Consider the following 21,789-nt stretch of genomic DNA (forward strand, 5'->3'; position numbering starts at 1 on the left):
CGGCAGCGATGCCGCCGCAGACATGATGTCATCCCTTCTCGAGCACTTGTTGGTTTAGCATTCGACTATCGAGGTGGCCTCCCAGCCACCTTTTTTTTATGCCGTTTCGACCATCAGAAACGAGTGGAGCTAGTGCTCCTGAGGCCGATCAGGATCGACCTTCGAGCGACCGCGACACCGCGATGACCGGGATCATGCCGGCGACGACGATGATCATGGCGGCGACCGAGGCATCCTCGACCTTTGCCCGTGAGGCATCCTCGTAGACGAGGGTGGCGAGCGTGTTGAAGTTGAAGGGCCGCAGCATGATCGTGGCCGAAAGCTCCTTCATCGTTTCGATGAAGACGAGCAGGGCCGCAGTCAGAACGGCAGGACGCATCATCGGCAGCAGCACGGTGCGCAGGGTCTGTCCGCCCGTGCGCCCGAGCGCGCGCGCGGCCATGTCGAGATGCGGAGAGAGCTTGTGGAAGCCGGCTTCGAGTGTGCCTTCCGCCATGGTCAGAAAGCGCACGCTGCAGGCATAGATGATGGCAAAGCCGGTGCCGGTCATCATCAGACCGGTCGAGATGCCGAAGGTTTCCCGCATGCCGGCGTCGATCGCGTTGTCGAGAGCGGCGAGCGGGAAGAGCACGCCGATCGCCAGCACCGTGCCGGGCACGCCGTAGCCGAAGGAGGCAAGCCGCCCGGCCGTGTCGGAGACCCGGGAGTGCCCGGTGCGTGCCGCATAGGCCAGCACGAAGCCGAGCAGCACCGTGGCGATCGCCGTCGCGCCCGAAACCAGGATGCTGTGGAAGAGCGCGTTCAGGAGACGAGGTTCCACGAATTGGTCGATCCGCTTCAGGGCAAAGTTGCCGAGGATGAAGAACGGCACGGCGAAACCGGAGAGGACGGGCAGCAGGCAGGCGAACATCGCCGCCCATTTCTTCCAGCCGGTCAAAGACAGCCGGACGGCATCGTGGACGGCCGAGGTTGTCTTCTGGCTGGAGAAGCGCTGGCGGCGCCGTGCGGCCCGTTCGATCATCATCAATCCGATGACGAAGACCAGCATGATGCAGGCGATCTGCGCTGCGCCCGCAAGGCTGCCGCGGTTCAGCCAGGTATCGAAGATCGAGAAGGTCAGCGTCTGCACCCCGAGGAATTCGACGGCACCGATATCGTTCAGGGTCTCCATCGCCACCAGCGTCAGGCCGATCATGATCGCCGGGCGGGCCATCGGGATCTGGATGCGGAAGAACACCTTGAGCGGACCTGCGCCGAGGGTGCGCGCGACGTCCGCAGCCGCCCGTCCCTGCATCAGGAACATCGAGCGGCAGGCGAGATAGATGTATGGATAGAGTACCGAGCTCAACACCAGCACCGCGCCGCCGAGCGAGCGGATATCCGGGAACCAATAGTCGCGGCTCGTCTTGAAGCCGAAGATGAAGCGGACCAGGCTTTGCACTGGCCCGGTGAAGGTAAGGAGTTCACCGAAAGCATAGGCTGCGAGATAGGCGGGGATGGCGAGCGGCAGCACGAGGGCTGCGGAGAGAAACCGGCGGAGCGGAAACTCGCAGCTTGCCACCAGCCAGGCGGTGAGGATGCCGATGACCGCAGTGCTGGCACCCGTCAGCGAAACGAGGAGGAGCGTTCGCCCGGTCGCGCGCGGAATGACGTTTTCCATGAGGTGCGGCCAGTTGCCGCCGCCGCCCGATACGGCGAGCCACGCGATCGCGATGATCGGCATCAGCACGATCATCGACGTCAGGCCGGCCCAGGTCGCCAGGAGAGGATGGGAAAGACCGGTTCCTGCACGTGCAAGACGCCGCTTTGTGCTCTGAGAGGTGGACTGCAATCGATCGATTCCGAAGCGAGACGGCAGGAATAGCTAACCGGCGCCCAGCAAACTGGCCGCCGCAAGTCAACATTTCCTTATAACATCCGGTCTCAGTTCGCCAAGACGCGTTGTGACGGGAAGGAGATTTCCACCAGCGTGCCTTCGTTCGGCGCGGAGGTGATCGAGAAGTGCGCCCGGTTCGCTTCCGCCATGGCCTTCGTCAGCGGCAGGCCGAGCCCGGTGCCGTCGCCGCGCTTGCGTCCGCCCGTCGTCACCTGCCGGAAAGGCTTCATCGCCTGGTCCAGCTCGCTGCGCGTCATGCCGACGCCGGTATCGCGGATCCTGAGGATGACGCTGCCATTCGCCTCGTAGGAGGTCGATACGACGATCTGACCGCCCGAGGGCGTGAAGCGGATGGCATTCGCCAGGATGTTGAGCGCGATCTGCTTGATCGAGCGGCCGTCGGCGACGACGTTCGGCACGGCCGCCGAAAGCGAGGTGCGGATGATGACGCGCTGGCTGTTGGCCTGGGGCTGGACGAGAGACACCGCCTCGGAAACCGCCTCGTTGATCTCGACGGCGCCGAAGTCGAGTTCCATCTCTCCGGCTTCGATCTTCGAGATATCCAGCAGATCGTTGACGATATCGAGCACGTGGCGGCCCGACCGGCCGATATCGCCGGCATATTCGATATAGCGCGGGTGGCCGACCGGGCCGAAATGCTCACTCGCCATCATGTCGGAGAAGCCGATGATCGCGTTGAGCGGCGTGCGGATCTCGTGGCTGACGCGGGCAAGGAACTCGGTCTTGTGCGCGTTTGCCGTTTCCGCCGCGCGCTTGGCGTTCCGGAGCTCTTCTTCCGTCCGCTTCCATTGCGTGATGTCGCGGATCACGGCGCAGAAGCCATTGGAAGCCGAAAGCCTCCCGATGGTCATGAACAGCGGGATGAAGCCGCCATTGGCCTCCCGCCCGATCACCTCGCGACCGTCGTTCAGCACGCTCGCCACGCCATGGCCGGAGAGACCGTGCAGATAGTCGATGACCGCCTTCTGGCTCTCATGGGCGAAAAGCGCCGCGAAGGGTTTGCCGCGGATCTCGCCTTCGTCATAGTTGAAGAGGGCGCTGGCCGAACGGTTCACAGAGCGGATATCGCCGTCATGGCCGAGAACGACCACGCCATCGGTGGCTGTTTCCAGAATGGACTTGAGCTCGTCGATTTCCGTCTTCAGGCTCTCGATCTGTTCGCCGCCTGCGATTGCCTCTTCAAGCTTGGCCGGTTCGGCGCTTGGCACGCTCGCCGGTGTCAGTGCCAGCATCAGGGCGCCTTTGCCGTCCCAGCGGATCGAGTGCAGGCGGGCGGTGACCGGCCGCAATTGGCCGTCCTTGCGGATCAGCGTCAAGGTGCCGTCGGGCTCGCCGTCGATTGCCTCTTCGCCATTGGCGAAGAGTGCGTCTATGCCGCCTTCCTGCGCGAACGCGTCGAGGTCGTCATAGGCGGTGAGCCGCAGGAACTCCGGATTGGCATGCAGCAATTGGTCGCCGCGATGGACAAGCATGCCGATCGGCAGACTGTCGAGGATCTCGCCGCTGAGACCGATATCGGCCGCCTGCTGCTGGACTTCGATTTCGCCGGCTGCGTCGTCGCGTGTCTCCGTGTCGAGCGCAGTTTCGCTTCCGTCTGCCTCGACGGGTGCAGCGTCTTCGATCTCCGGCTCGCCTGATGGCTGCTTTGAAGCCGTGCTGTCGTCCTCGCTCCGGGGCAGGGGCTCAGCCGTTGTCGCGCTGACTGTTTCGCCGTTTTCCGGCGCCGCTTCTGCCTCTTCGGCCGGCTTGCCGAAATTCTCGCCCAATTGGCGGGCGATCTCGCGAAAGGCCGCCTGTTCGCCGCGCGTCAGCCCGTTCGCCGCACGGTGCGGCTCGAGTTCGACGATCTTGTCGGAGGTCCGGGGGGCCGGTGTCTCCACGACACGCAACGCCGGACGCCCGCTTTGAGAATGACCCGGGGGAGACGCAGGCTCGTCAATGAGGCTTTCTTCTTCAGGCGGAAGATCCTCTGCTTCCGGCGCGACCGAAAAAAGCGGCAGGTCTGAGGGTTCGGCAGCGCCGCCTTCATCCGTGGCAGGCTCTGCCGCAAGCTGGCTTTCGGCCTCGATCTCGCCGGTTGGACCTTCGCTCCCGGTCTCTTCCGGCAGAGATGGGGCCAGGGGCTCGTCCACCTTTGCCTCGGGGCCGAGCGCCAGGCCGTTGGCGTTCTCGTCCTCGACGGCATCGGCAAGGCGTACGATACCGAAACCGCGGAAGCCGTCGAATTCGCGCGAGCGGGAATAGGTGGGCAAAGCGGCCAGATCGACCGGAACCTTGAGGCTCGTGCCCTGAACGGGCCAGAAGATCGTCTTGCCGGACCAGGTGTCGCGGCGCTGCAGCAGCGTGCTGATCTTGTGGTCGCGATCGAGATCGTAGCGTGCCGCAACGTCGGTGAAGCTCGTGCCGATCACATCGGCCGCGCGCGGTCCGACCGCGGTCGCGAATTCCTCGGAAATTTCGCTGAAGCGGCCCTCGGCATCGATTTTCCAGACGAAACGCACCGCACGGCCGCCAGGCGTGAAGACGAAGTCCGCCTGCTCCGCAGAAGCGATTTCCGCCTCGCCGATTTCGCCCGTTTCGTTTTCGGCGCGGCGTTCCTCAGCTCCGTCGGCAGCGATTTCGAGGGTCTCGACGCTGCGTTCCTCAGCGTCGCCTTCGTCCCCAGGCTGTGCAGCTTCAGCTTCGTCGGCGGTGCTGGACGGCTCCGGTTCGATGACCTCGTCCGCTAATGTGCCCGCTTCGTCCGTGACCTCGGCACCGTTGTCGGCCTGCGGGTCAACGTCGGATATCCCGGGTTCGTAGGCCGGTTCCAACGGCTCGACAGGCGCCAGGCTTGCAGCCGGTTCGTCGCCCATTTCTTCGGTTGCGGGTTCGACGTCGGATGCAATCTCGCTTGCGCCTGGATCCTGATCCTGGACTAGGGGTAGCACGGGCGCCTGCTCGGCTGCGGGCGAAATGTCCTCGGGGTCGAGGGTGCCGAGGATGGTCTCGACGGCAAAGAGCAGATGCAGCGATGGATCATCGGCAATCTTGCCGACGGCTGCCGGCAAATGCCCCTTCCGGGTGGCGACCGGGCGTTTGATCAGCCAGTCGTGATCGCGCGAAACGGCGACGACGAGTTGCCTGCGCGTCTCGTCCGACATGCCGAGGCCGGGAAAACCCGGGGAGTGCGCGACAATGGCGCCCTCACCATCAAGCACCGCCATGTGGGTATCGGGGCCGTCCAGGCCGGCGATCATTCGGGCGGCCCGATCCTCGATCGAAAGCGGCGCGCCCGCATGCGGCGCGGTAAAGAGCACGGCATCCTCGTCCGGACGGACGCGGATCATCTCGACGGCGACATTGAGCGGCGTACCGCGGAAGCCCGAGAACTTCCGGATCGAAAGCTGGCGGCGATCACCGACGCGCACGAGCTGCGCGGCCGCGGCGCGCAGCTGGCGCAGCGAAAGATCGTTCTGGTCCGGCCCCGCATCGATGAAGTCATAGATCGATCCGGCGCCGAAGAACGCGGCGCCCTGGTCGTTTGCCCAGAGGATGCGTTCGAAATCCCGCGAAAACAGGATCGCCGCATCGCCGCGGGCGAAATGCTCTCGCACCCGCGCATGCACGGCGATGTCGATGAAAGGATACTGTCTCGCGGGCATGGACTGGCCTATTGACGGATCGCTTACGGGTTAACACTCTATTAATACCCGGCCCGCCCGCGAGGGTCCAGCGAAGCCCGGAGCTTCGTCCCGGCTTTCACCGCGAAAGGTTAATGCCTCGGATTTTGTGCGCTGCACAATTTTATTGCAATGCACAAGGAGATCGATTATATAGTGCGCATCAAGCAACGGCGCCTCAAAAGAGGGCCTGACACCAAGGAGCGCTTTCATGGCTACCAAGAAGACCGACGACGTATTTTCCCTTTCCTCGTTCGACCCGGCGAAGTTCACCGACAGCTTCCGCGATTTCGCGGAAAAGGGTGCCGCCCAGTCGAAGGAAGCCTATGCCAAGATGAAGACGGCCGCCGAAGAGGCGACGAAGACCGTCGAAGCCACGCTTGAAAGCGCTCAGACCGGCACCGTCGAACTCGGCCTCAAGGCGATCGATGCGCTGCGCACCAATGCCGAAAACTCGCTTTCGCACATGGAAGCGCTGCTCGGCGTGAAGTCGCTCTCCGAACTCGTCGAACTGCAGACGAGCTTCATCCGCAAGCAGGCCGAACTCGCCGTCGAGCAGGCGAAGACCATGCAGGAAGCGACCAAGAAGGTTGCCGAGAACGTCGCAAAGCCGGGCAAGGAAGCTGCCGAAAAGGCAATGTCCTCCTTCAAGAAGGCCTAAGCCGACCGATTGCGCGGTCTCACCGGTGGCGACAGGCCGCTGTTGCCCTGGATCTGCGGGTGCGCCGAAATTCAAAAAGACCGGATGGGTTGCCATCCGGTCTTTTTGCAGGATAATCTCAAGTTAAGGCTTGCAAATCGACGGAAGTCTCCGTATGTGAGCCGCCAAGCGACACGACGTCGCCAGCCGTGCGGTTGTAGCTCAGTTGGTTAGAGCGCAGGTTTGTGGCACCTGAGGTCAGTGGTTCGACCCCACTCAACCGTACCATTTCTTCCTTATCTCACTGATTTTGAAGCATTTTGTCGAGCCGCCGGCGCAAACATCTCGCGCTCTCAGAACAGCTTGGCCATCGCTCTCAACGCCGTCACGTCATCAACGCCATTCTGATAGAGCTCGATCAGCCGGGCGGCCAGTGCAATGGCCTCGGGTGAGCGGCGCGGGAGATTTCTTTCCCGTATCGCATCGTTGAAGACGTCGTCGATCTTGATGAATTCACCCGGCAGGATTGGCCTGCCCGTAACAGCGACAAGCATCGTTCCATCCTCCTTGCTCAACTCCACGTACGAATCGCTTCCGCGCGATCCCGTTGGTTCGTGGGCGATCGCCCTGAACCATCGCATGGGAGTCTCCCATTGAGCAGAAACGCTGGGAGACGGCGCTCTGTTCCTGCGACGCGATACCCAAAACGGGTTGATCGGTGACGCTACCGCAGTCAGGCGGAGATGAAGCTGTTCCGGTTGCGCGAATGCCTGTCGCCTACGGGGCGAAGGGCGACGGTCCTCTTCTGGCTGAAATAAGCGGCCGCGGACGCCTTCCGTCCGAATAGACATTGGCGCCATCCGTCGGTAAAATTTCGACAACGGATTCTCGGAAGGCGCTGCAATCCATGGCCAACGAATCCATCACGCGCAGACTCGCTGCGATCCTGGCTGCTGACGTCGTCGGTTACAGCCGGCTGATGGAGCGCGACGAGAAAAACACCTACACGCAGCTCATGGCGCGCTGGAAAGAGGTTCTGGAGCCGCTTGTCGCCACCCATCAGGGTCGAGTCTTCAAGACGACGGGCGATGGTGTGCTCGTCGAATTCTCCAGCGCCGTCAATGCCGTCGAATGCGCCGCAGCACTTCAGCGGGCGATGACGGCGGCAAACCGGGACGTACCGGCGGATCAGGCAATTGTGCTGCGCGTCGGAGTCAACATGGGCGATATCATGGTCGCCGACAGCGATCTCTATGGCGATGGCGTCAACGTGGCGGCCCGGATAGAAGCGCTCGCCAAACCGGGCGGCGTGGCGATCTCGGACGGGGTGCACGAATATGTGTATGGCCGCATCGACCTCGATTTCGTCGACAGCGGCCCCCACGAGGTCAAGAACATCGAACGCCCCGTGCACATCTGGAGCTGGTCGCCGGACGAATATGACGCGCCGGTGAAGGTTGTACCCGAAGCGCCGCCGCAGCTCCCGAGCCGGCCATCGATCGCCGTGCTGCCGTTCGACAACATGTCCGGCGACCCGGAACAGGGCTATTTCGCCGACGGCATCACCGAGGACATCATCACCGACCTTTCCAAGGTTTCAGGCCTCTTCGTCATCGCCCGCAATTCCTCCTTCGCCTATAAGGGCAAGTCGCCGGATATCCGCCAGGTCAGCCGCGATCTCGGCGTTCGCTACGTGCTTGAAGGCAGCGTTCGCCGTGCCGCCAATCGGATCCGGATCAACGCCCAGATGATCGACGGAACGACAGGCGGTCATCTCTGGGCCGAACGCTACGACCGTGGAATTGAAGACATCTTCGAGGTTCAGGACGAAGTGACCCGCACCATCGTCACCGCGCTCAAGGTGAAGCTGACGGCCGGTGAAGAGGAGCGGCGCGAGAGTCGCAACAAGGTCGATCCGGAAGCCTATGACCTGCTCGTCCGATCCCGCCAGGCCATCCTGCGGTTCGACGTACAATCTTCCGCCGAGGCGCGCAGCATGCTCGAACGCGCCATCGCCATCGATCCCGGCGTTGCGGCTGCCTATGCGTCGCTCTCGATCGTCGCCTTGACCGACTACATCAACCGGTGGAATGGCGGGACGTTCGACAATGTTTCGCGCGCCCTCGAGCTCGCCGAGAAGGCTGTCGACATCGACGAGAACGAGGCGCATGGCCATCATGCCCTGTCGCTCGCGCTCTGCTGGGCACGGCGTTACGACGAGGCGGAAGTCGCGGCGCAGCGCATGCTCAAGCTCGACCCCAATTCCGCCAGCGGTCACACGGCTCTCGGCTCGATCCGGGATTTCCAGAGCCGGTTCGAGGACGCGCTGCCCTATTACACGCGGGCCCACCGGCTCGATCCGCAATTCGACCTTTCGCTGCACTTCCTCGGGCGGACCCTGCTCAATCTCGGCCGTTTCGACGAGGCCGAGATCGCCTTCAAGCGTCGGCTGGCGCTGGCTCCACGCTCGGACATGACGCGTTTCTATCTCGCCTGTCTCTATGGCCGCACCGGGCGCCACGAGGAGGCGCGGCGTTATTGGCATGAGGTGTTCGAGGTCAATCCGAATTTCTCGATAGATCACTTCAAGCGTGCCATGCCCTACAAGGATCCGGGCGTTCTGGGCCGGCTGGTGGATGGACTACGGGAAGCCGGAATTTCCCTTTAGATGCGACGCGGGGACAACCTGCATTCTGAGACGCTCTGGTCCATCGCTTCTAGAGAGGAAGACGCGTGCAGGGAAGGCGATGCGCCTCGCTGGCGCAGCGTCCCGTGCACGGATCATGATCCGCCCTTTTGCTGCTTGCTCGCGAGCCAATGTGGGGCCATTCTCAGGTTGATCATGGCTATGCGCTAAGACGAGAGGTCGGACCGTGCGACGCTTGATCTCGACCCCCGCACCATGACGGGGGCCGAGTGCATTTTGCGCTGGAGCACGGCGTTTGCGCCGAGCTCAACATCGAAGCGCTTGCCGTGCTGCCTCTTTTTATTGGTCCTTCGGGCGAGGAGGTTGACCATGTCTCCACAATATCTGGACCATCCGTTACGATTGGGCGACCAGGCTCCGAACTTTGTGCTGGATGCGATCTCACGCGAGGGCAAGATCGCGCTCGATGATTTTCGCGGCCGTCGTCCGTTGTTGGTCGGGTTGTATCGGGGGCTGCTGTGTCCCTTCTGCCGGCGCCATGTCGCGGCGATGGCGCAGTTCAACCCGGCCCTGCGCGAAAAAGGCGTGGATTCTCTGGCGGTGGTGAACACCCCGGTCGAACGCGCGCGGCTCTATTTTCGCTATCATCCGATACCCGGCCTTCTTGCTGCATCCGACCCGGAGCGGACGTCACACCGCGCCTTCGGCTTACCCCTCCTCGAGTTCACGGAGGATGAGACCGACTGGCCACACAGGGTCGGGATGGATCTCGTCAAGACGATGCGGGTCGATCTGCCGGGGGAATTGCCCGAACCGATGGATCCGGCGACGGCCGGCGACCTCCTGAGCGAAAAGGACAGGTACGAAATCACAGACGCCGATCAGCAGGTGAGGACACCCGGCCATATGCAGCTTGTCGGCCATTTTCTGCTCGATCGTGAAGGTGTGGTGCGCTGGAGCTTTACGGAAGTTGAGGACCAGGGTCAAAACATGTGCCAGGCGCTCAATCCCGAGGAGTTGATGGCGGCCGCTTTGCAAGTCGCACATTGATAGCGACAATTCGCTCGACGAGGCCGCCAGGTTGCTACTGCATGTTTCCTTAAATCCTATCCGCTTTAAGGACAAAAACATGCAGCACTTCAAAGTGTTACAGCGGCCTTTGCGCGTCCGAAGACGCGCGGCGCTGTAGCGCGCGATTGGTCAGCGGATGTCTCCGTTGAGGCGTATCAGACGAAGATCTGGTGCTCCGCCGTCACCAGTTCCTGCAGGAAGGCGACCACCGTGCGGACGCGCACGAGGTCGCGGGCGCTCTCGTGATAGGTGGTCCAGTAGGCGCGGCGGATGGTCGTCTCCGGCAGGACGCGTTTGAGCTCCGGCGTGTGGCGGGCGATGTAATTGTGCAGGATGCCGATGCCGGCGCTGGAGCGCACCGCCTCCGTCTGGCCGGTGGCGCTGGAGATCTCGAAAGAAGCATCCCAGCTTCGCATGATCTCGGCAGAAAAGTTCAGCGATGGCGTGAAGATCAGGTCCTCGACATAGCCGATGCGGCGATGCTCCCTGAGGTCGTCGATCGTGCGCGGCGTACCGTGCTTTTCGAGATAGGCCGATGAAGCATAGAGGCCGAGCGTGTAGTCGGTGAGCTTCGAGGAGACGAGACGCCCCTGTTCCGGCCGCTCGATGGTGATTGCGATGTCGGCCTCGCGCTGCGACAGCGAGAAGGAACGCGGCACCGGCACGAGCTGCAGTTTCAGTTCCGGATAGCGGGCCGTCAGCCGGCCGAGGCGCGGCGCCAGGAAAGACACGCCGAAACCGTCGGGCGCGCCGATGCGAACGGTGCCGGCGATTGCCGTATCGATCCGGCCGATCTGCGACTGCGCCGCCAGCATCTCGGTTTCCATCCGCTCGGCTGCCGTCAGGAAGATCTCTCCCTCGGCCGTCAGTTCGCAGCCGTTCGGCCGGCGCACCAGAAGCCGCGTCTTCAGCGTTTCCTCGAGCGCCGTCACCCGGCGGCTGAGTGTGGCGTGGTTGACGCCGAGCCGTTTCGACGCCGCCAGGATCTGTCCGGTGCGCGCGACGGCTAGAAACATTCTGACATCGTCCCAGTTCATAGTGTCGAGACCTCGGTGCGCAGCCGTGGACTTTAATTTTCGCACAACGGTTGCTGAATATAGGAAATTGATTTGTTGAAATCGTAGTGCGATCATGCCGCCACAATCAAGGTCTGGAGGAACCACCATGTACGAAATCGGTCATTTCATCGATGGCAAGCGCGTTGCCGGCAAGAGCGGCCGCGTCAGCAACATCTTCAATCCGGCAACCGGCGAAGTGCAGGGCACGGTAGCGCTCGCCAGCGACGCGGAACTGGCGGCAGCGGTCGAGAGCGCCAAGGCGGCGCAGCCGAAGTGGGCGGCCACCAACCCGCAGCGCCGCGCCCGCGTCTTCATGAAGTTCGTCGAGCTTCTGAACGCGCATATGAACGAGCTTGCCGAAATCCTTTCGCGCGAACACGGCAAGACGATCGAGGACGCCAAGGGCGACCTCGTCCGCGGCCTTGAAGTCTGTGAATTCGTCATCGGCATTCCGCACCTGCAGAAGAGCGAATTCACCGAAGGCGCAGGCCCCGGCATCGACATGTACTCGATCCGCCAGGCCGTCGGCATTGGCGCCGGCATCACGCCGTTCAACTTCCCGGCGATGATCCCGATGTGGATGTTCGCCCCGGCGATCGCCTGCGGCAACGCCTTCATCCTGAAGCCGTCCGAGCGTGACCCGTCCGTTCCGATCCGCCTCGCTGAACTGATGATCGAAGCGGGCTTGCCGGCAGGCATCCTGAATGTCGTCAACGGCGACAAGGGCGCGGTCGACGCGATCCTCACCCATCCGGATATCGCTGCCGTCTCCTTCGTCGGCTCGACGCCGATCGCCCGCTACGTCTATGGCACGGCAGCGATGAACGGCAAGCGCGCCCAGTGCTTCGGCGGCGCCAAGAACCACATGATCATCATGCCCGACGCCGACATGGACCAGGCCGCCAACGCCCTGATGGGCGCTGGCTACGGTTCGGCCGGCGAGCGCTGCATGGCAATCTCGGTTGCCGTTCCGGTCGGCGAGGAAACCGCCAACCGCCTGATCGAGAAGCTGACGCCGATGGTCGAAAGCCTGCGTATCGGCCCCTACACCGACGAGAAGGCCGACATGGGCCCGGTCGTCACCAAGGAAGCCGAGCAGCGCATCAGAAACCTGATCGACAGCGGTGTCGAGCAGGGCGCGAAGCTCGTGGTCGACGGCCGCGACTTCAAGCTGCAGGGTTATGAAAATGGCCACTTCATCGGCGGCTGCCTGTTCGATCATGTCACGCCCGACATGGACATCTACAAGACGGAAATCTTCGGACCGGTTCTCTCGGTCGTTCGCGCCAAGAACTACGAGGAGGCGCTCGATCTGCCGATGAAGCATGAATACGGCAACGGCGTCGCGATCTACACCCGTGACGGCGACGCTGCCCGCGACTTCGCCTCGCGCATCAACATCGGCATGGTCGGCGTCAACGTGCCGATCCCGGTTCCGCTCGCCTACCACTCCTTCGGCGGCTGGAAGTCCTCGTCCTTCGGCGACCTGAACCAGCATGGTACGGACTCGATCAAGTTCTGGACCAGGACGAAGACGGTCACCGAGCGCTGGCCCTCGGGCATCAAGGGTGGTGCCGAATTCGTCATACCGACGATGAAGTAACGGGACACGTATCCTCCCGCCTCAGGGCCTCCTTCGGGAGGCCCTTTTTGTTGGATCCCGGTGCGTGGCAAATATGCTGCTGGCTGTCGGACTACCGGCGTGGGGCTCCAAACGAAAACAGCGGGCCGAGGCCCGCTGTCCGTAACTTGAAAACCCGAACTTAACTCGCGATCAGTCCTGCGGACCGTCGTTGTAGCCAACCTTGTCGACCAGTTCCGAGGCCTTCTTGCGGTTGGCGGCGATGTCGGCGAGCGGCAGTTCGTCCGGCTTGATCGTGCCGAAGGACTTCACGACGTCAGACGGTTCGGCGCCCGGCAGAACCGGATATTCGAACACCTGCTCGGCGTAGATCTTCTGGGCTTCGCCTTCCGAGAGGAATTCCATCAGCTTCAGCGCGTTTTCCTTGTTCGGAGAATTCTTGGCGAGCGCCATGCCCGAGATGTTGACGTGCGTGCCGCGGTCCTTGGCGTTCGGGAAGAGCACCTTGATGGCGGCCGCCCACTCCTTCTGTTCCGGCTCCCGTTCGTTGGTCATCATCAGGCCGACGTAATAGGTGTTGCCGAGCGCCAGGTCGCATTCGCCGGCGAGGATCGCCTTGGCCTGGTCGCGGTCGCCGCCGTCGGGCTTCTTGGCGAGATTGTTCTTGAGGCCGGTCAGCCACTTCTCGGTCTCGGCCTCGCCGTGGTGGGCGATCATCGAGGCGAACAGGCCGATATTGTAGGAGTGCTGGCCGTCGCGGGTGCAGATCTTGCCCTTCCACTTCGGATCGGCAAGCTCCTCATAGGTGATGTCGTTCTGGGCGACGCGATCCTTGGAGGCGTAGACGACGCGGCCGCGCGTAGTGAGCCCGAACCAGTTGCCGTCAGGATCGCGGAAATGTGCCGGGATGTCCTTGTTGATCGTCTCGTTGACGACCGGCTGCGTGACGCCTGCGTCCTTGGCTTCCGTCAGGCGGCTGATGTCGACGGTCAGGATCACGTCGGCCGGCGAGTTGGCGCCTTCGGCCTGGATGCGCTCGACGAGGCCCTTGTCGAGGAAGAGCACATTGGTGGTGATGCCGGTTTCCTTGGTGAAGGTATCAAGCAGCGGCTTGATCAGATCGGGCTGGCGGTAGGAGTAGATATTGACCTCACCGTCGGCCCAGGCGGCGCTCGTCGTAAGCAGGGTTGCCGTCAGGGACAAAACGCCCATCGCTGCTCTTGAAACGGACATCGCTTCCTCCATTTTCTTGTTTGAGCTAAGTTAACAAAATCGCTCATCTTTCTGACGTCGACGCCGCAAACAGTCAATCGGGAAACCGCTGACACTCAAGAAGAAGTGATTTTTCAAGGTTTTTGGAATTGTTCCAAACTACGATCCGTCCTATATGATGAACTCGTGAACCTCTCGAATGCCGGAGTGAATGATGCGTCTGACGAAACAAACGAACTACGCGGTTCGCATGTTGATGTACTGCGCTGCGAACGGAGAAAAGCTCAGCCGCATTCCCGAAATCGCCAGGGCCTATGGCGTTTCCGAGTTGTTTCTCTTCAAGATTCTGCAGCCGTTGACCAAGGCCGGCTTGGTCGAGACCGTTCGTGGCCGCAATGGTGGCGTGCGTCTGCCGAAGCCCGCATCGGCCATTACCCTGTTCGATGTCGTCAAGGTGACGGAAGACAGCTTCGCGATGGCGGAATGTTTCGAGGCGGGCGAGATCGACTGTCCGCTCGTCGATAGCTGCGGCCTGAACGCGGCACTGCGCAAGGCGCTCAACGCCTTCTTCGAGGTGCTGCAAGGCTATACGATCGACGACCTCGTCAAGGCGCGTCCGCAGATCAACTTCCTGCTCGGCCTCGAAGAGACGAAGCGTCCGCAGACGACGGCCGCCTGACAATCCCAGATCCACATGCAGCAAATCAAAGTGCTACGGTGACCGTTGCGTGTCTGATAAGGCACGCGCCGCTGTAGCGCAGGTTCGCCGGCTCTCACGTCTGCGGTAGATACTCCCGCAATATGAAATCGATCGCAGTCGGGTCGATTTCCGCCTTGTCGATGCGGAAGTCCGCGCCGTACTCCTCCAGATTCTGAAAATACGGATCGGCGAGCGACGCCGAGATCACTCCGATCGGCCCGATGTAACCCTGGTGCCGGAGCGCCGGCACAGTCTCGCGGAAATCGAGCTGCGGGTGAAGCCTGTTGTCCAGCAGGATCATCGACACCGCTTTGCCCGAGCGCAAGAACTCCAGCGCGTCTTCCATCGTCTGGCAATAATGCAGTTCGATCGCGATGTTGCTTACCTTGCGGATCAGCGCACGCAGGATCAGGTTTTCCGTCGGATCGTCGTCAACGAGCAGGATGTGAGCTTTTCGCGTCATGACCCATAGCCTTGCTGATTTGCGGGCGTCCTGTTCGTGGGGCGTGGCCTCATGCAAGACCACGCATCGGCTGTCACTGGATGATCTGTTCTCGGATCGCCTTCGCCACCATCTGGGTGCGGTTGACGACGTCGAGCTTCTTCAGGATCGTTGCGGTGTGGGAATTCACGGTGTGCTCCGACACGGAAACAATGAGGGCGATCTCGCTTGCCGTCTTGCCGTGCGAGATCCACTTGAGAATTTCGGTTTCCCGCGGCGTCAGGCCCATGCCGGTCTTGTTGGCGAGAGCGACGCGATAGAAGTAGTCGAAGGCTGAGACCGCGTCATAGGCAAGCTCGAAATGTTCGGCGCGGCCGATATCGTCGCCATCGCCGAGAAAGAGCACCGCGTAGCGGGCGCCGGTCGCTGCCGCATGCACGGGCACGCTGAGGAGCAGCTCGAAGCCGAGTTGCACGAGCAAATTCTGGCCGGCGTCGCAATGAGGGTCGTCCGTCCGCCAGACGGAGGAAATCGCCGACCGGTGCAGCGTCTTGTAGAAAAGAGAGTCACCGAAGCGGTGGCGCTTGTCGTATTCCTCGGCGAGACCGGACGGCAGATCATGCAGCACCAGGCGGCTGGACAGCATGCACGCGTCGTTCTCGTTGCCGAGTTGGAGAATGCCGAAATGGCTGAAGCCGAACCGGAGTGCCATGGTGCGGAAGATGCGGAAGAAGTCGACGCGGTTCAGCGCTTTATCGAGGTCGTCGCGAAGGTCATACCGCCTGTGATTTTCCAGCAAAGCCGCCACGGAATGGCTATCCCCTTGTCGTCGCGCGGCAGTCTATCCGGCGCACCGGCGCAATCAACCGGCTAAGATCGGCTGCGGCGTTGCTGGCAGCAAGCGTCATGCCCGTTCCTCGGCAATCCTGCCGAAAGACGGCGATCTGTAAAAGGCGGCTGCCGGTCCCTCCCAAGGACGTCTGGGCACGTCGATTGTCTCCCCCGAGTTTGTATACATTTTATTGCACAATCCTGTCGGTGATTTCTACCATAGTATCTTGGGATTGACGGAAAGCTGTAGGGGCCGAATCGAGCCCTCGTGCGACGAATGATCACGTATTTCGCCAGTCCGCCGTTCGCGGTAGAATACGGGCGGGCATCCGGGGTGAGGTAGCCCCGGTGGAGGGACGGACGAGGCGTGTGACAAACCCTGCGGAAGCAGGCGGGAAGCCTTGGCTCGAAAGGGTCGCGCTGCACCGATTCGTCAGCCGATTCTAAAACAGTGGACAGATATCCCGGCTCTACCTGCGGACGAATTTTTCGCATAGACAAATTTATGCGGCGACTTATTGCAATGCGACGCCAAATGTCGTTCCATCCGGCCTTGACCGGGGGGCAACGGCGTTCCGCGTCAGGAAAACACGAGAACAAAAACAAATCTGGGAAGCAAAGCTCATGAAAAAGCTCACTACTCTCTTTGCAGCGACGGCGCTTGCCACGCTGATGGCCGGCTCTGCCTGGTCGAAGACGTTCGTCTATTGCTCGGAAGGTTCGCCTGAGGGTTTTGACCCGGGCCTGTACACCGCCGGCACGACCTTCGACGCGGCTGCGCACACGGTCTACAACCGCCTGCTCGAGTTCAAGAAGGGCACGACCGAAGTTGAGCCGGGCCTCGCCGAGAGCTGGAAGATCTCCGACGACGGTCTCGAGTACACCTTCAAGCTGCGTCCGGGCGTCAAGTTCCAGACGACCGAATTCTTCACGCCGACCCGCGACCTCAATGCAGACGACGTCGTCTTCTCCTATGAGCGTCAGCTCAAGGCCGACAACCCGTGGAACAAGTACATCGCTGGCGCTTCGTGGGAATACGCAGCCGGCATGGGCTTCCCGGAAGTCATCAAGTCGGTCGAAAAGGTCGACGACCTGACCGTCAAGTTCACCCTGACGCGCAAGGAAGCGCCGTTCCTCGCCAACATCGCGATGCCCTTCGCTTCGATCCTGTCGAAGGAATATGCCGACAAGCTGCAGGCTGACGGCAAGATGGAGCAGATGAACCAGATGCCGCTCGGCACCGGTCCGTTCGCCTTCGTCGCCTACCAGCAGGACGCCGTCATCCGCTACAAGGCGAACCCGGATTACTGGGGTGGCAAGCAGAAGATCGACGACCTCGTCTTTGCGATCACCACCGACGCTTCGGTTCGCTTCCAGAAGCTCCAGGCCGGCGAATGCCACCTGATGCCGTATCCGAACGCCGCCGACGTTGAAAAGATGAAGGCAGACCCGAACCTGAAGGTCATGGAACAGGCCGGCCTCAACGTCGCCTACCTCGCCTACAACACGACCCAGGCTCCGTTCGACAAGGTTGAAGTCCGCAAGGCGCTGAACAAGGCGATCAACAAGCAGGCGATCGTCGACGCCGTCTTCCAGGGTGCTGCCCAGCCGGCCGTCAACCCGATCCCGCCGACGATGTGGTCCTACAACGACAAGCTCGAAGACGACACCTACGAGCCGGAAAAAGCCAAGAAGATGCTCGAGGACGCAGGCGTCAAGGACCTGTCCATGAAGCTCTGGGCCATGCCGGTTTCGCGTCCGTACATGCTGAACGCCCGCCGTGCAGCCGAACTGATGCAGTCGGACTTCGCCAAGGTCGGCGTCAAGGTCGAGATCGTCTCCTACGAATGGGCCGAATATCTCGACAAGTCCAAGGCCAAGGATCGTGACGGTGCCGTCATCCTCGGCTGGACCGGCGACAACGGCGATCCGGACAACTTCCTCGACACGCTTCTCGGCTGCAACGCTGTCGGCGGCAACAACCGTGCGCAGTGGTGCAACGAGGAATTCGACAAGCTCGTGAAGAAGGCGAAGGAAACCTCCGACATCGCCGAGCGCACCAAGCTCTATGAAGAGGCGCAGGCCGTCTTCAAGCGCGAAGCGCCGTGGGCGACGATCGACCACTCGCTCTCCGTCGTTCCGATGCGCAAGAATGTCGAAGGCTTCGTTCAGAGCCCGCTCGGCGATTTTGCCTTCGACGGCGTGGACATCACCGAGTAATTTAGTTAACAGATCCTTGAGGGGGCGCTTGCCATAGGGCAAGCGCCCCTCTTTGCATCTACCACGGCGCCACGCGTCACCCGACGCGTCAGGGGCGCTGTGACATTTGTGTTGCTGCATGTTTTTGCGCTTGGGTCCGATAGGGTTTAAGGAAGCATGCAGTGGTGCCAGCGGCGGGAAACAATGCCGCGGCAACGTGGCGCGGGGTTTAACATGTTCCGATTTCTCATGGGGCGATTGGCTGTCCTGATTCCGACATTCATCGGGGTCTCCATCATCGCCTTCTCCTTCATTCGCCTGCTTCCGGGCGATCCCGTAGCGCTGCTTTCGGGCGAGCGCGTCATGTCGCCGGAGCGACATGCGGAAATTTCTCATCAACTCGGTTTCGACCGGCCGATCGTGGTCCAGTACCTCGATTATCTCTGGGGCGTGCTCCAGGGGGACTTCGGCACCTCGATCGTGACCAAGAAGCCGGTCATCGACCAGTTCTTCGAACTGTTCCCGGCGACCGTCGAGCTTTCGCTCTGCGCGATCCTGTTTGCAGTCATCCTCGGCATTCCCGCCGGCGTGGTTGCCGCGATCAAGCGCGGTTCGGCCGTCGATCAGGCGATGATGGGCACCGCGCTCGTCGGTTTCTCCATGCCGATCTTCTGGTGGGGCCTGCTGCTCATCATGCTGGTCTCCGGCATGCTGCAGTGGACGCCGGTCTCGGGCCGCATCTCGCTGATGTACTTCTTCCCGCCGGTCACGGGTTTCATGCTGGTCGACTCGCTGCTGTCCGGTCAGGCCGGTGCCTTCAAGTCGGCGGTCAGCCATCTGATCCTGCCGACGATCGTGCTCGGCACCATTCCGCTTGCGGTCATCGCGCGTCAGACGCGCTCGGCGATGCTCGAGGTGCTCTCTGAAGATTACGTGCGCACGGCGCGCGCCAAGGGCCTTTCGACCTTCCGTGTCGTCGGCGTTCATGCGCTGCGCAATGCGATGATCCCGGTGGTTACCACCATCGGTCTGCAGGTGGGCGTCATGCTCGCCGGCGCGATCCTGACCGAAACGATCTTCTCCTGGCCGGGCATCGGCAAGTGGATGGTGGATTCGGTGTCGCGTCGTGACTACGCCGTCATCCAGGGCGGCCTCCTGGTCATCGCCGCGGTGATCATGCTGGTCAACCTCATCGTCGACCTGCTCTACGGTCTCATTAATCCGCGTATCCGGCACTAAGGAGGGCGTCATGTCTCAAGCTGCTGCAACAAGCGCCGTTTCGACCGATCCGTCCCGCCGGGCGCGACTGGCCGAGTTCTGGTATTATTTCTCCGAGAACCGTGGCGCCGTCATCGGCCTCGTGTTCTTCCTGTTCCTCGTTCTGCTCGCCGTCTTCGCGCCGTGGATCGCCCCGCATGATCCGGTGGCACAATACCGCGATGCGGTGCTGGTCCCGCCCGTCTGGCAGGAGGCCGGCCGCGCCGACTACCTGCTCGGCACCGACGCCGTCGGTCGCGACATGCTGTCCCGCCTGATCTACGGCACCCGCTTCTCGCTGTTCGTCGGCGTCATCGTGACGACGCTGTCGCTCGTCGGCGGCATCGCGCTCGGCGTCATCGCCGGCTACTTCCGTGGCTGGGTCGATACCGTCATCATGCGCGTGATGGACATCATCCTTGCCTTCCCGTCGCTGCTGCTGGCCCTGGTGCTCGTCGCGGTGCTCGGCCCGGGCCTCGTCAATGCCATGATCGCCATCGCACTCGTCTTCCAGCCGCACTTCGTGCGCCTGACGCGCGCTGCCGTCATGAGCGAAAAGACCCGTGACTATGTCGTTGCCGCCAAGGTTGCAGGTGCCGGCCATGGTCGCCTGATGTTCAAGACGATCCTGCCGAACTGCATGGCACCGCTGATCGTCCAGGCGACGCTCTCCTTCTCGAGCGCCATCCTCGATGCTGCCGCCCTCGGTTTCCTCGGCATGGGCGCCCAGCCGCCGACACCGGAATGGGGCACGATGCTCGCCGAAGCACGCGAGTTCATCAGCAGCCACTGGTGGGTGGTCACGCTGCCGGGCATCGCGATCCTGGTCACGGTGCTGGCGATCAACCTGATGGGTGACGGCCTGCGCGATGCGCTCGATCCCAAGCTGAAGAGGTCCTGATCATGGCGCTTCTCGAAATCGAAAACCTGGTCGTCGAATTCCAGACGGCATCCGGCCCCTTCCGCGCCGTCAACGGCGTGTCGATGAAGGTCCACGAAGGCGAAGTTCTGGCGATCGTGGGCGAATCCGGCTCGGGCAAGTCCGTGTCGATGCTGGCGGCCATGGGACTTCTGCCGTGGACGGCGAAGGTCACGGCCGACAAGTTGGCCTTCAACGGGCGCGACCTGCTCGGCATGTCGGCCAATGAGCGGCGCAAGATCATCGGCAAGGACATTGCCATGATCTTCCAGGAGCCGATCGCCAGCCTCAACCCGTGCTTCACGGTCGGCTTCCAGATCGAGGAAGTGCTCCGCGTCCATATGGGTCTCGACAAGGCCGCCCGGCGCAAGCGGGCGATCGAACTGTTCGAGGCGGTCGGCATCCCCGATCCGGCCGAGCGGCTCAACCACTTCCCGCACCAGATGTCGGGTGGCCAGTGCCAGCGCGTGATGATCGCGATCGCGATCGCCTGCAACCCGAAGCTTCTGATCGCTGACGAGCCGACCACCGCGCTCGACGTGACGATCCAGAAGCAGATCCTCGACCTCCTGATGAAGCTGCAGGCCGAGCACAAGATGGGCCTGATCATGATCACGCACAACATGGGCGTGGTTGCGGAAACCGCCGACCGGGTGGTCGTCCAGTACAAGGGCCGGAAGATGGAGGAAGCCGATGTGCTGACGCTCTTCGAGAACCCGAAGAGCAACTACACGCGCGCACTCTTGGCGGCTCTGCCCGACAACGCAACCGGCGATCGTCTGCCGACGATTTCCGAACTCTTCGTCGATGAGGGAGCTGCCCAATGAGCGTGATTCTCGAAGCGCGCAACCTGGTGCGCGACTACCATATCCCCGGCGGTCTCTTGAAGAAGGCGAAGACCGTTCACGCGCTCAAGGGCGTGAGCTTCAGCGTCGAACAGGGCAAGACCCTGGCGATCGTCGGCGAGAGCGGTTGCGGCAAGTCGACGCTTGGCCGCATCCTCACCCTGATCGACCCGGCAACCTCGGGCGAACTGCTGATCGAGGGCAAGAAGATCGACATCGCCAAGGGCGACATGACGGCCGAGATGCGCCGCAAGGTGCAGATCGTCTTCCAGAACCCCTATGGCTCGCTCAATCCGCGCCAGAAGATCGGTGACATCCTGATGGAGCCGCTGGTCATCAACACCGATACGCCCGCCGACGAGCGTCGGGATCGGGCGATGACGATGCTGAAGAAGGTCGGCCTCACCGAACTGCACTTCAACCGCTACCCGCACATGTTCTCGGGCGGTCAGCGCCAGCGCATCGCCATTGCGCGCGCGCTGATGCTGAACCCGAAGCTGCTGGTGCTGGACGAACCGGTGTCGGCGCTCGACCTTTCGGTTCAGGCACAGGTCTTGAACCTGCTCGCCGACCTGCAGGACGAGTTCAAGCTGACCTACGTCTTCATCAGCCATGACCTTTCGGTCGTGCGCTACATCGCCGACGACGTCATGGTGATGTATTTCGGCGAGGCCGTGGAATATGGCAGCCGCGACGAGGTCTTTGCGGATCCGAAGCACAGCTACACCAAGACCCTGTTCGCCGCGACGCCGCGTGCGGATGTGGCGAGCATCAAGGCCCGGCTTGCCAAGAAACGGGCCGCCTGAACTTTCGCCGATGAAATGAAA

General features: G+C 62.1%; 17 protein-coding genes and 1 tRNA gene. 11 read left to right on the forward strand and 7 right to left on the reverse strand.

The window, feature by feature from the left end; all coding sequences use genetic code 11:
• Positions 1-148: 148 nt before the first annotated feature.
• On the reverse strand, positions 149-1,831 hold the full coding sequence (locus tag QM996_RS01725) for an ABC transporter permease (protein WP_500269025.1): 1,683 nt from the start codon (positions 1,829-1,831) through the stop codon (positions 149-151).
• A 92-nt stretch (positions 1,832-1,923) separates the two neighbouring features.
• Positions 1,924-5,541 carry a PAS domain S-box protein gene (locus tag QM996_RS01730; RefSeq protein WP_500269026.1) on the reverse strand — a complete coding sequence of 1,206 codons (3,618 nt, stop codon included), beginning with the start codon at positions 5,539-5,541 and terminating at the stop codon, positions 1,924-1,926.
• 229 nt (positions 5,542-5,770) lie between these two features.
• Between QM996_RS01730 and QM996_RS01735 the strand changes: the two genes are divergently transcribed.
• Together QM996_RS01735 and QM996_RS01740 are read left to right on the forward strand one after the other, a co-directional pair.
• Positions 5,771-6,220, forward strand: a complete 450-nt coding sequence (locus QM996_RS01735; RefSeq protein WP_173515659.1) for a phasin — start codon at positions 5,771-5,773, stop codon at positions 6,218-6,220.
• A 190-nt stretch (positions 6,221-6,410) separates the two neighbouring features.
• Positions 6,411-6,487: transfer RNA gene (locus QM996_RS01740), tRNA-His, on the forward strand.
• A 65-nt stretch (positions 6,488-6,552) separates the two neighbouring features.
• On the opposite strand, the gene QM996_RS01745 is transcribed toward QM996_RS01740, so the two are convergent.
• Positions 6,553-6,753, reverse strand: a complete 201-nt coding sequence (locus tag QM996_RS01745) for a hypothetical protein (RefSeq protein WP_500269027.1) — start codon at positions 6,751-6,753, stop codon at positions 6,553-6,555.
• 353 nt (positions 6,754-7,106) lie between these two features.
• Between QM996_RS01745 and QM996_RS01750 the strand changes: the two genes are divergently transcribed.
• Positions 7,107-8,867: an adenylate/guanylate cyclase domain-containing protein gene (locus QM996_RS01750; RefSeq protein ID WP_500269028.1), complete on the forward strand. Its 1,761-nt coding sequence runs from the start codon at positions 7,107-7,109 to the stop codon at positions 8,865-8,867.
• A gap of 348 nt (positions 8,868-9,215) precedes the next feature.
• Entirely contained in the window at positions 9,216-9,896 is a 681-nt protein-coding gene (locus QM996_RS01755) for a thioredoxin domain-containing protein (protein ID WP_500269029.1), read from the forward strand.
• Between the two features lie 176 nt (positions 9,897-10,072).
• Here QM996_RS01755 and QM996_RS01760 read toward each other — a convergent pair whose 3' ends face one another.
• Complete coding sequence (locus QM996_RS01760; RefSeq protein ID WP_500269030.1) at positions 10,073-10,954, reverse strand: LysR family transcriptional regulator; 882 nt, start codon at positions 10,952-10,954, stop codon at positions 10,073-10,075.
• Positions 10,955-11,081: 127 nt separating this feature from the next.
• On the opposite strand from QM996_RS01760, the gene QM996_RS01765 reads away from it, so the two are divergent.
• Positions 11,082-12,578 (forward strand): CoA-acylating methylmalonate-semialdehyde dehydrogenase, encoded by a 1,497-nt coding sequence (locus tag QM996_RS01765; protein WP_500269031.1) that lies wholly within the window; start codon positions 11,082-11,084, stop codon positions 12,576-12,578.
• A 171-nt stretch (positions 12,579-12,749) separates the two neighbouring features.
• Here the strand turns inward: QM996_RS01765 and QM996_RS01770 are convergent, their stop codons facing one another.
• Positions 12,750-13,769 carry a Fe(3+) ABC transporter substrate-binding protein gene (locus tag QM996_RS01770; RefSeq protein WP_500270369.1) on the reverse strand — a complete coding sequence of 340 codons (1,020 nt, stop codon included), beginning with the start codon at positions 13,767-13,769 and terminating at the stop codon, positions 12,750-12,752.
• Positions 13,770-13,983: 214 nt separating this feature from the next.
• Between QM996_RS01770 and rirA the strand changes: the two genes are divergently transcribed.
• Positions 13,984-14,448 carry an iron-responsive transcriptional regulator RirA gene (gene rirA / locus QM996_RS01775; protein WP_173515664.1) on the forward strand — a complete coding sequence of 155 codons (465 nt, stop codon included), beginning with the start codon at positions 13,984-13,986 and terminating at the stop codon, positions 14,446-14,448.
• Positions 14,449-14,542: 94 nt separating this feature from the next.
• Here the strand turns inward: rirA and QM996_RS01780 are convergent, their stop codons facing one another.
• Entirely contained in the window at positions 14,543-14,932 is a 390-nt protein-coding gene (locus tag QM996_RS01780; protein WP_500269032.1) for a response regulator, read from the reverse strand.
• Positions 14,933-15,005: 73 nt separating this feature from the next.
• A complete protein-coding gene (locus QM996_RS01785; protein WP_500269033.1) occupies positions 15,006-15,719 on the reverse strand; it encodes a helix-turn-helix transcriptional regulator in 714 nt (237 codons plus the stop codon).
• 647 nt (positions 15,720-16,366) lie between these two features.
• Here QM996_RS01785 and QM996_RS01790 point away from each other — a divergent pair.
• From QM996_RS01790 to QM996_RS01810, 5 genes are all read left to right on the forward strand, one after another.
• The gene (locus QM996_RS01790; RefSeq protein WP_500269034.1) at positions 16,367-17,962 is read left to right on the forward strand and encodes an ABC transporter substrate-binding protein; all 1,596 of its coding nucleotides are present in this window, start codon (positions 16,367-16,369) and stop codon (positions 17,960-17,962) included.
• 213 nt (positions 17,963-18,175) lie between these two features.
• Positions 18,176-19,180 (forward strand): ABC transporter permease subunit, encoded by a 1,005-nt coding sequence (locus QM996_RS01795; RefSeq protein ID WP_483501422.1) that lies wholly within the window; start codon positions 18,176-18,178, stop codon positions 19,178-19,180.
• Positions 19,181-19,190: 10 nt separating this feature from the next.
• Positions 19,191-20,099: an ABC transporter permease family protein gene (locus QM996_RS01800; protein WP_500269035.1), complete on the forward strand. Its 909-nt coding sequence runs from the start codon at positions 19,191-19,193 to the stop codon at positions 20,097-20,099.
• A gap of 2 nt (positions 20,100-20,101) precedes the next feature.
• Positions 20,102-20,944, forward strand: a complete 843-nt coding sequence (locus QM996_RS01805) for an ABC transporter ATP-binding protein (protein ID WP_500269036.1) — start codon at positions 20,102-20,104, stop codon at positions 20,942-20,944.
• Positions 20,941-21,768 carry an ABC transporter ATP-binding protein gene (locus QM996_RS01810; RefSeq protein WP_429812369.1) on the forward strand — a complete coding sequence of 276 codons (828 nt, stop codon included), beginning with the start codon at positions 20,941-20,943 and terminating at the stop codon, positions 21,766-21,768. Before QM996_RS01805 ends, QM996_RS01810 begins: the two co-directional genes overlap by 4 nt.
• Positions 21,769-21,789 lie beyond the last annotated feature (21 nt).

Source organism: Sinorhizobium chiapasense (assembly GCF_045277575.1).
Taxonomy (GTDB): domain Bacteria; phylum Pseudomonadota; class Alphaproteobacteria; order Rhizobiales; family Rhizobiaceae; genus Ensifer; species Ensifer chiapasense_A.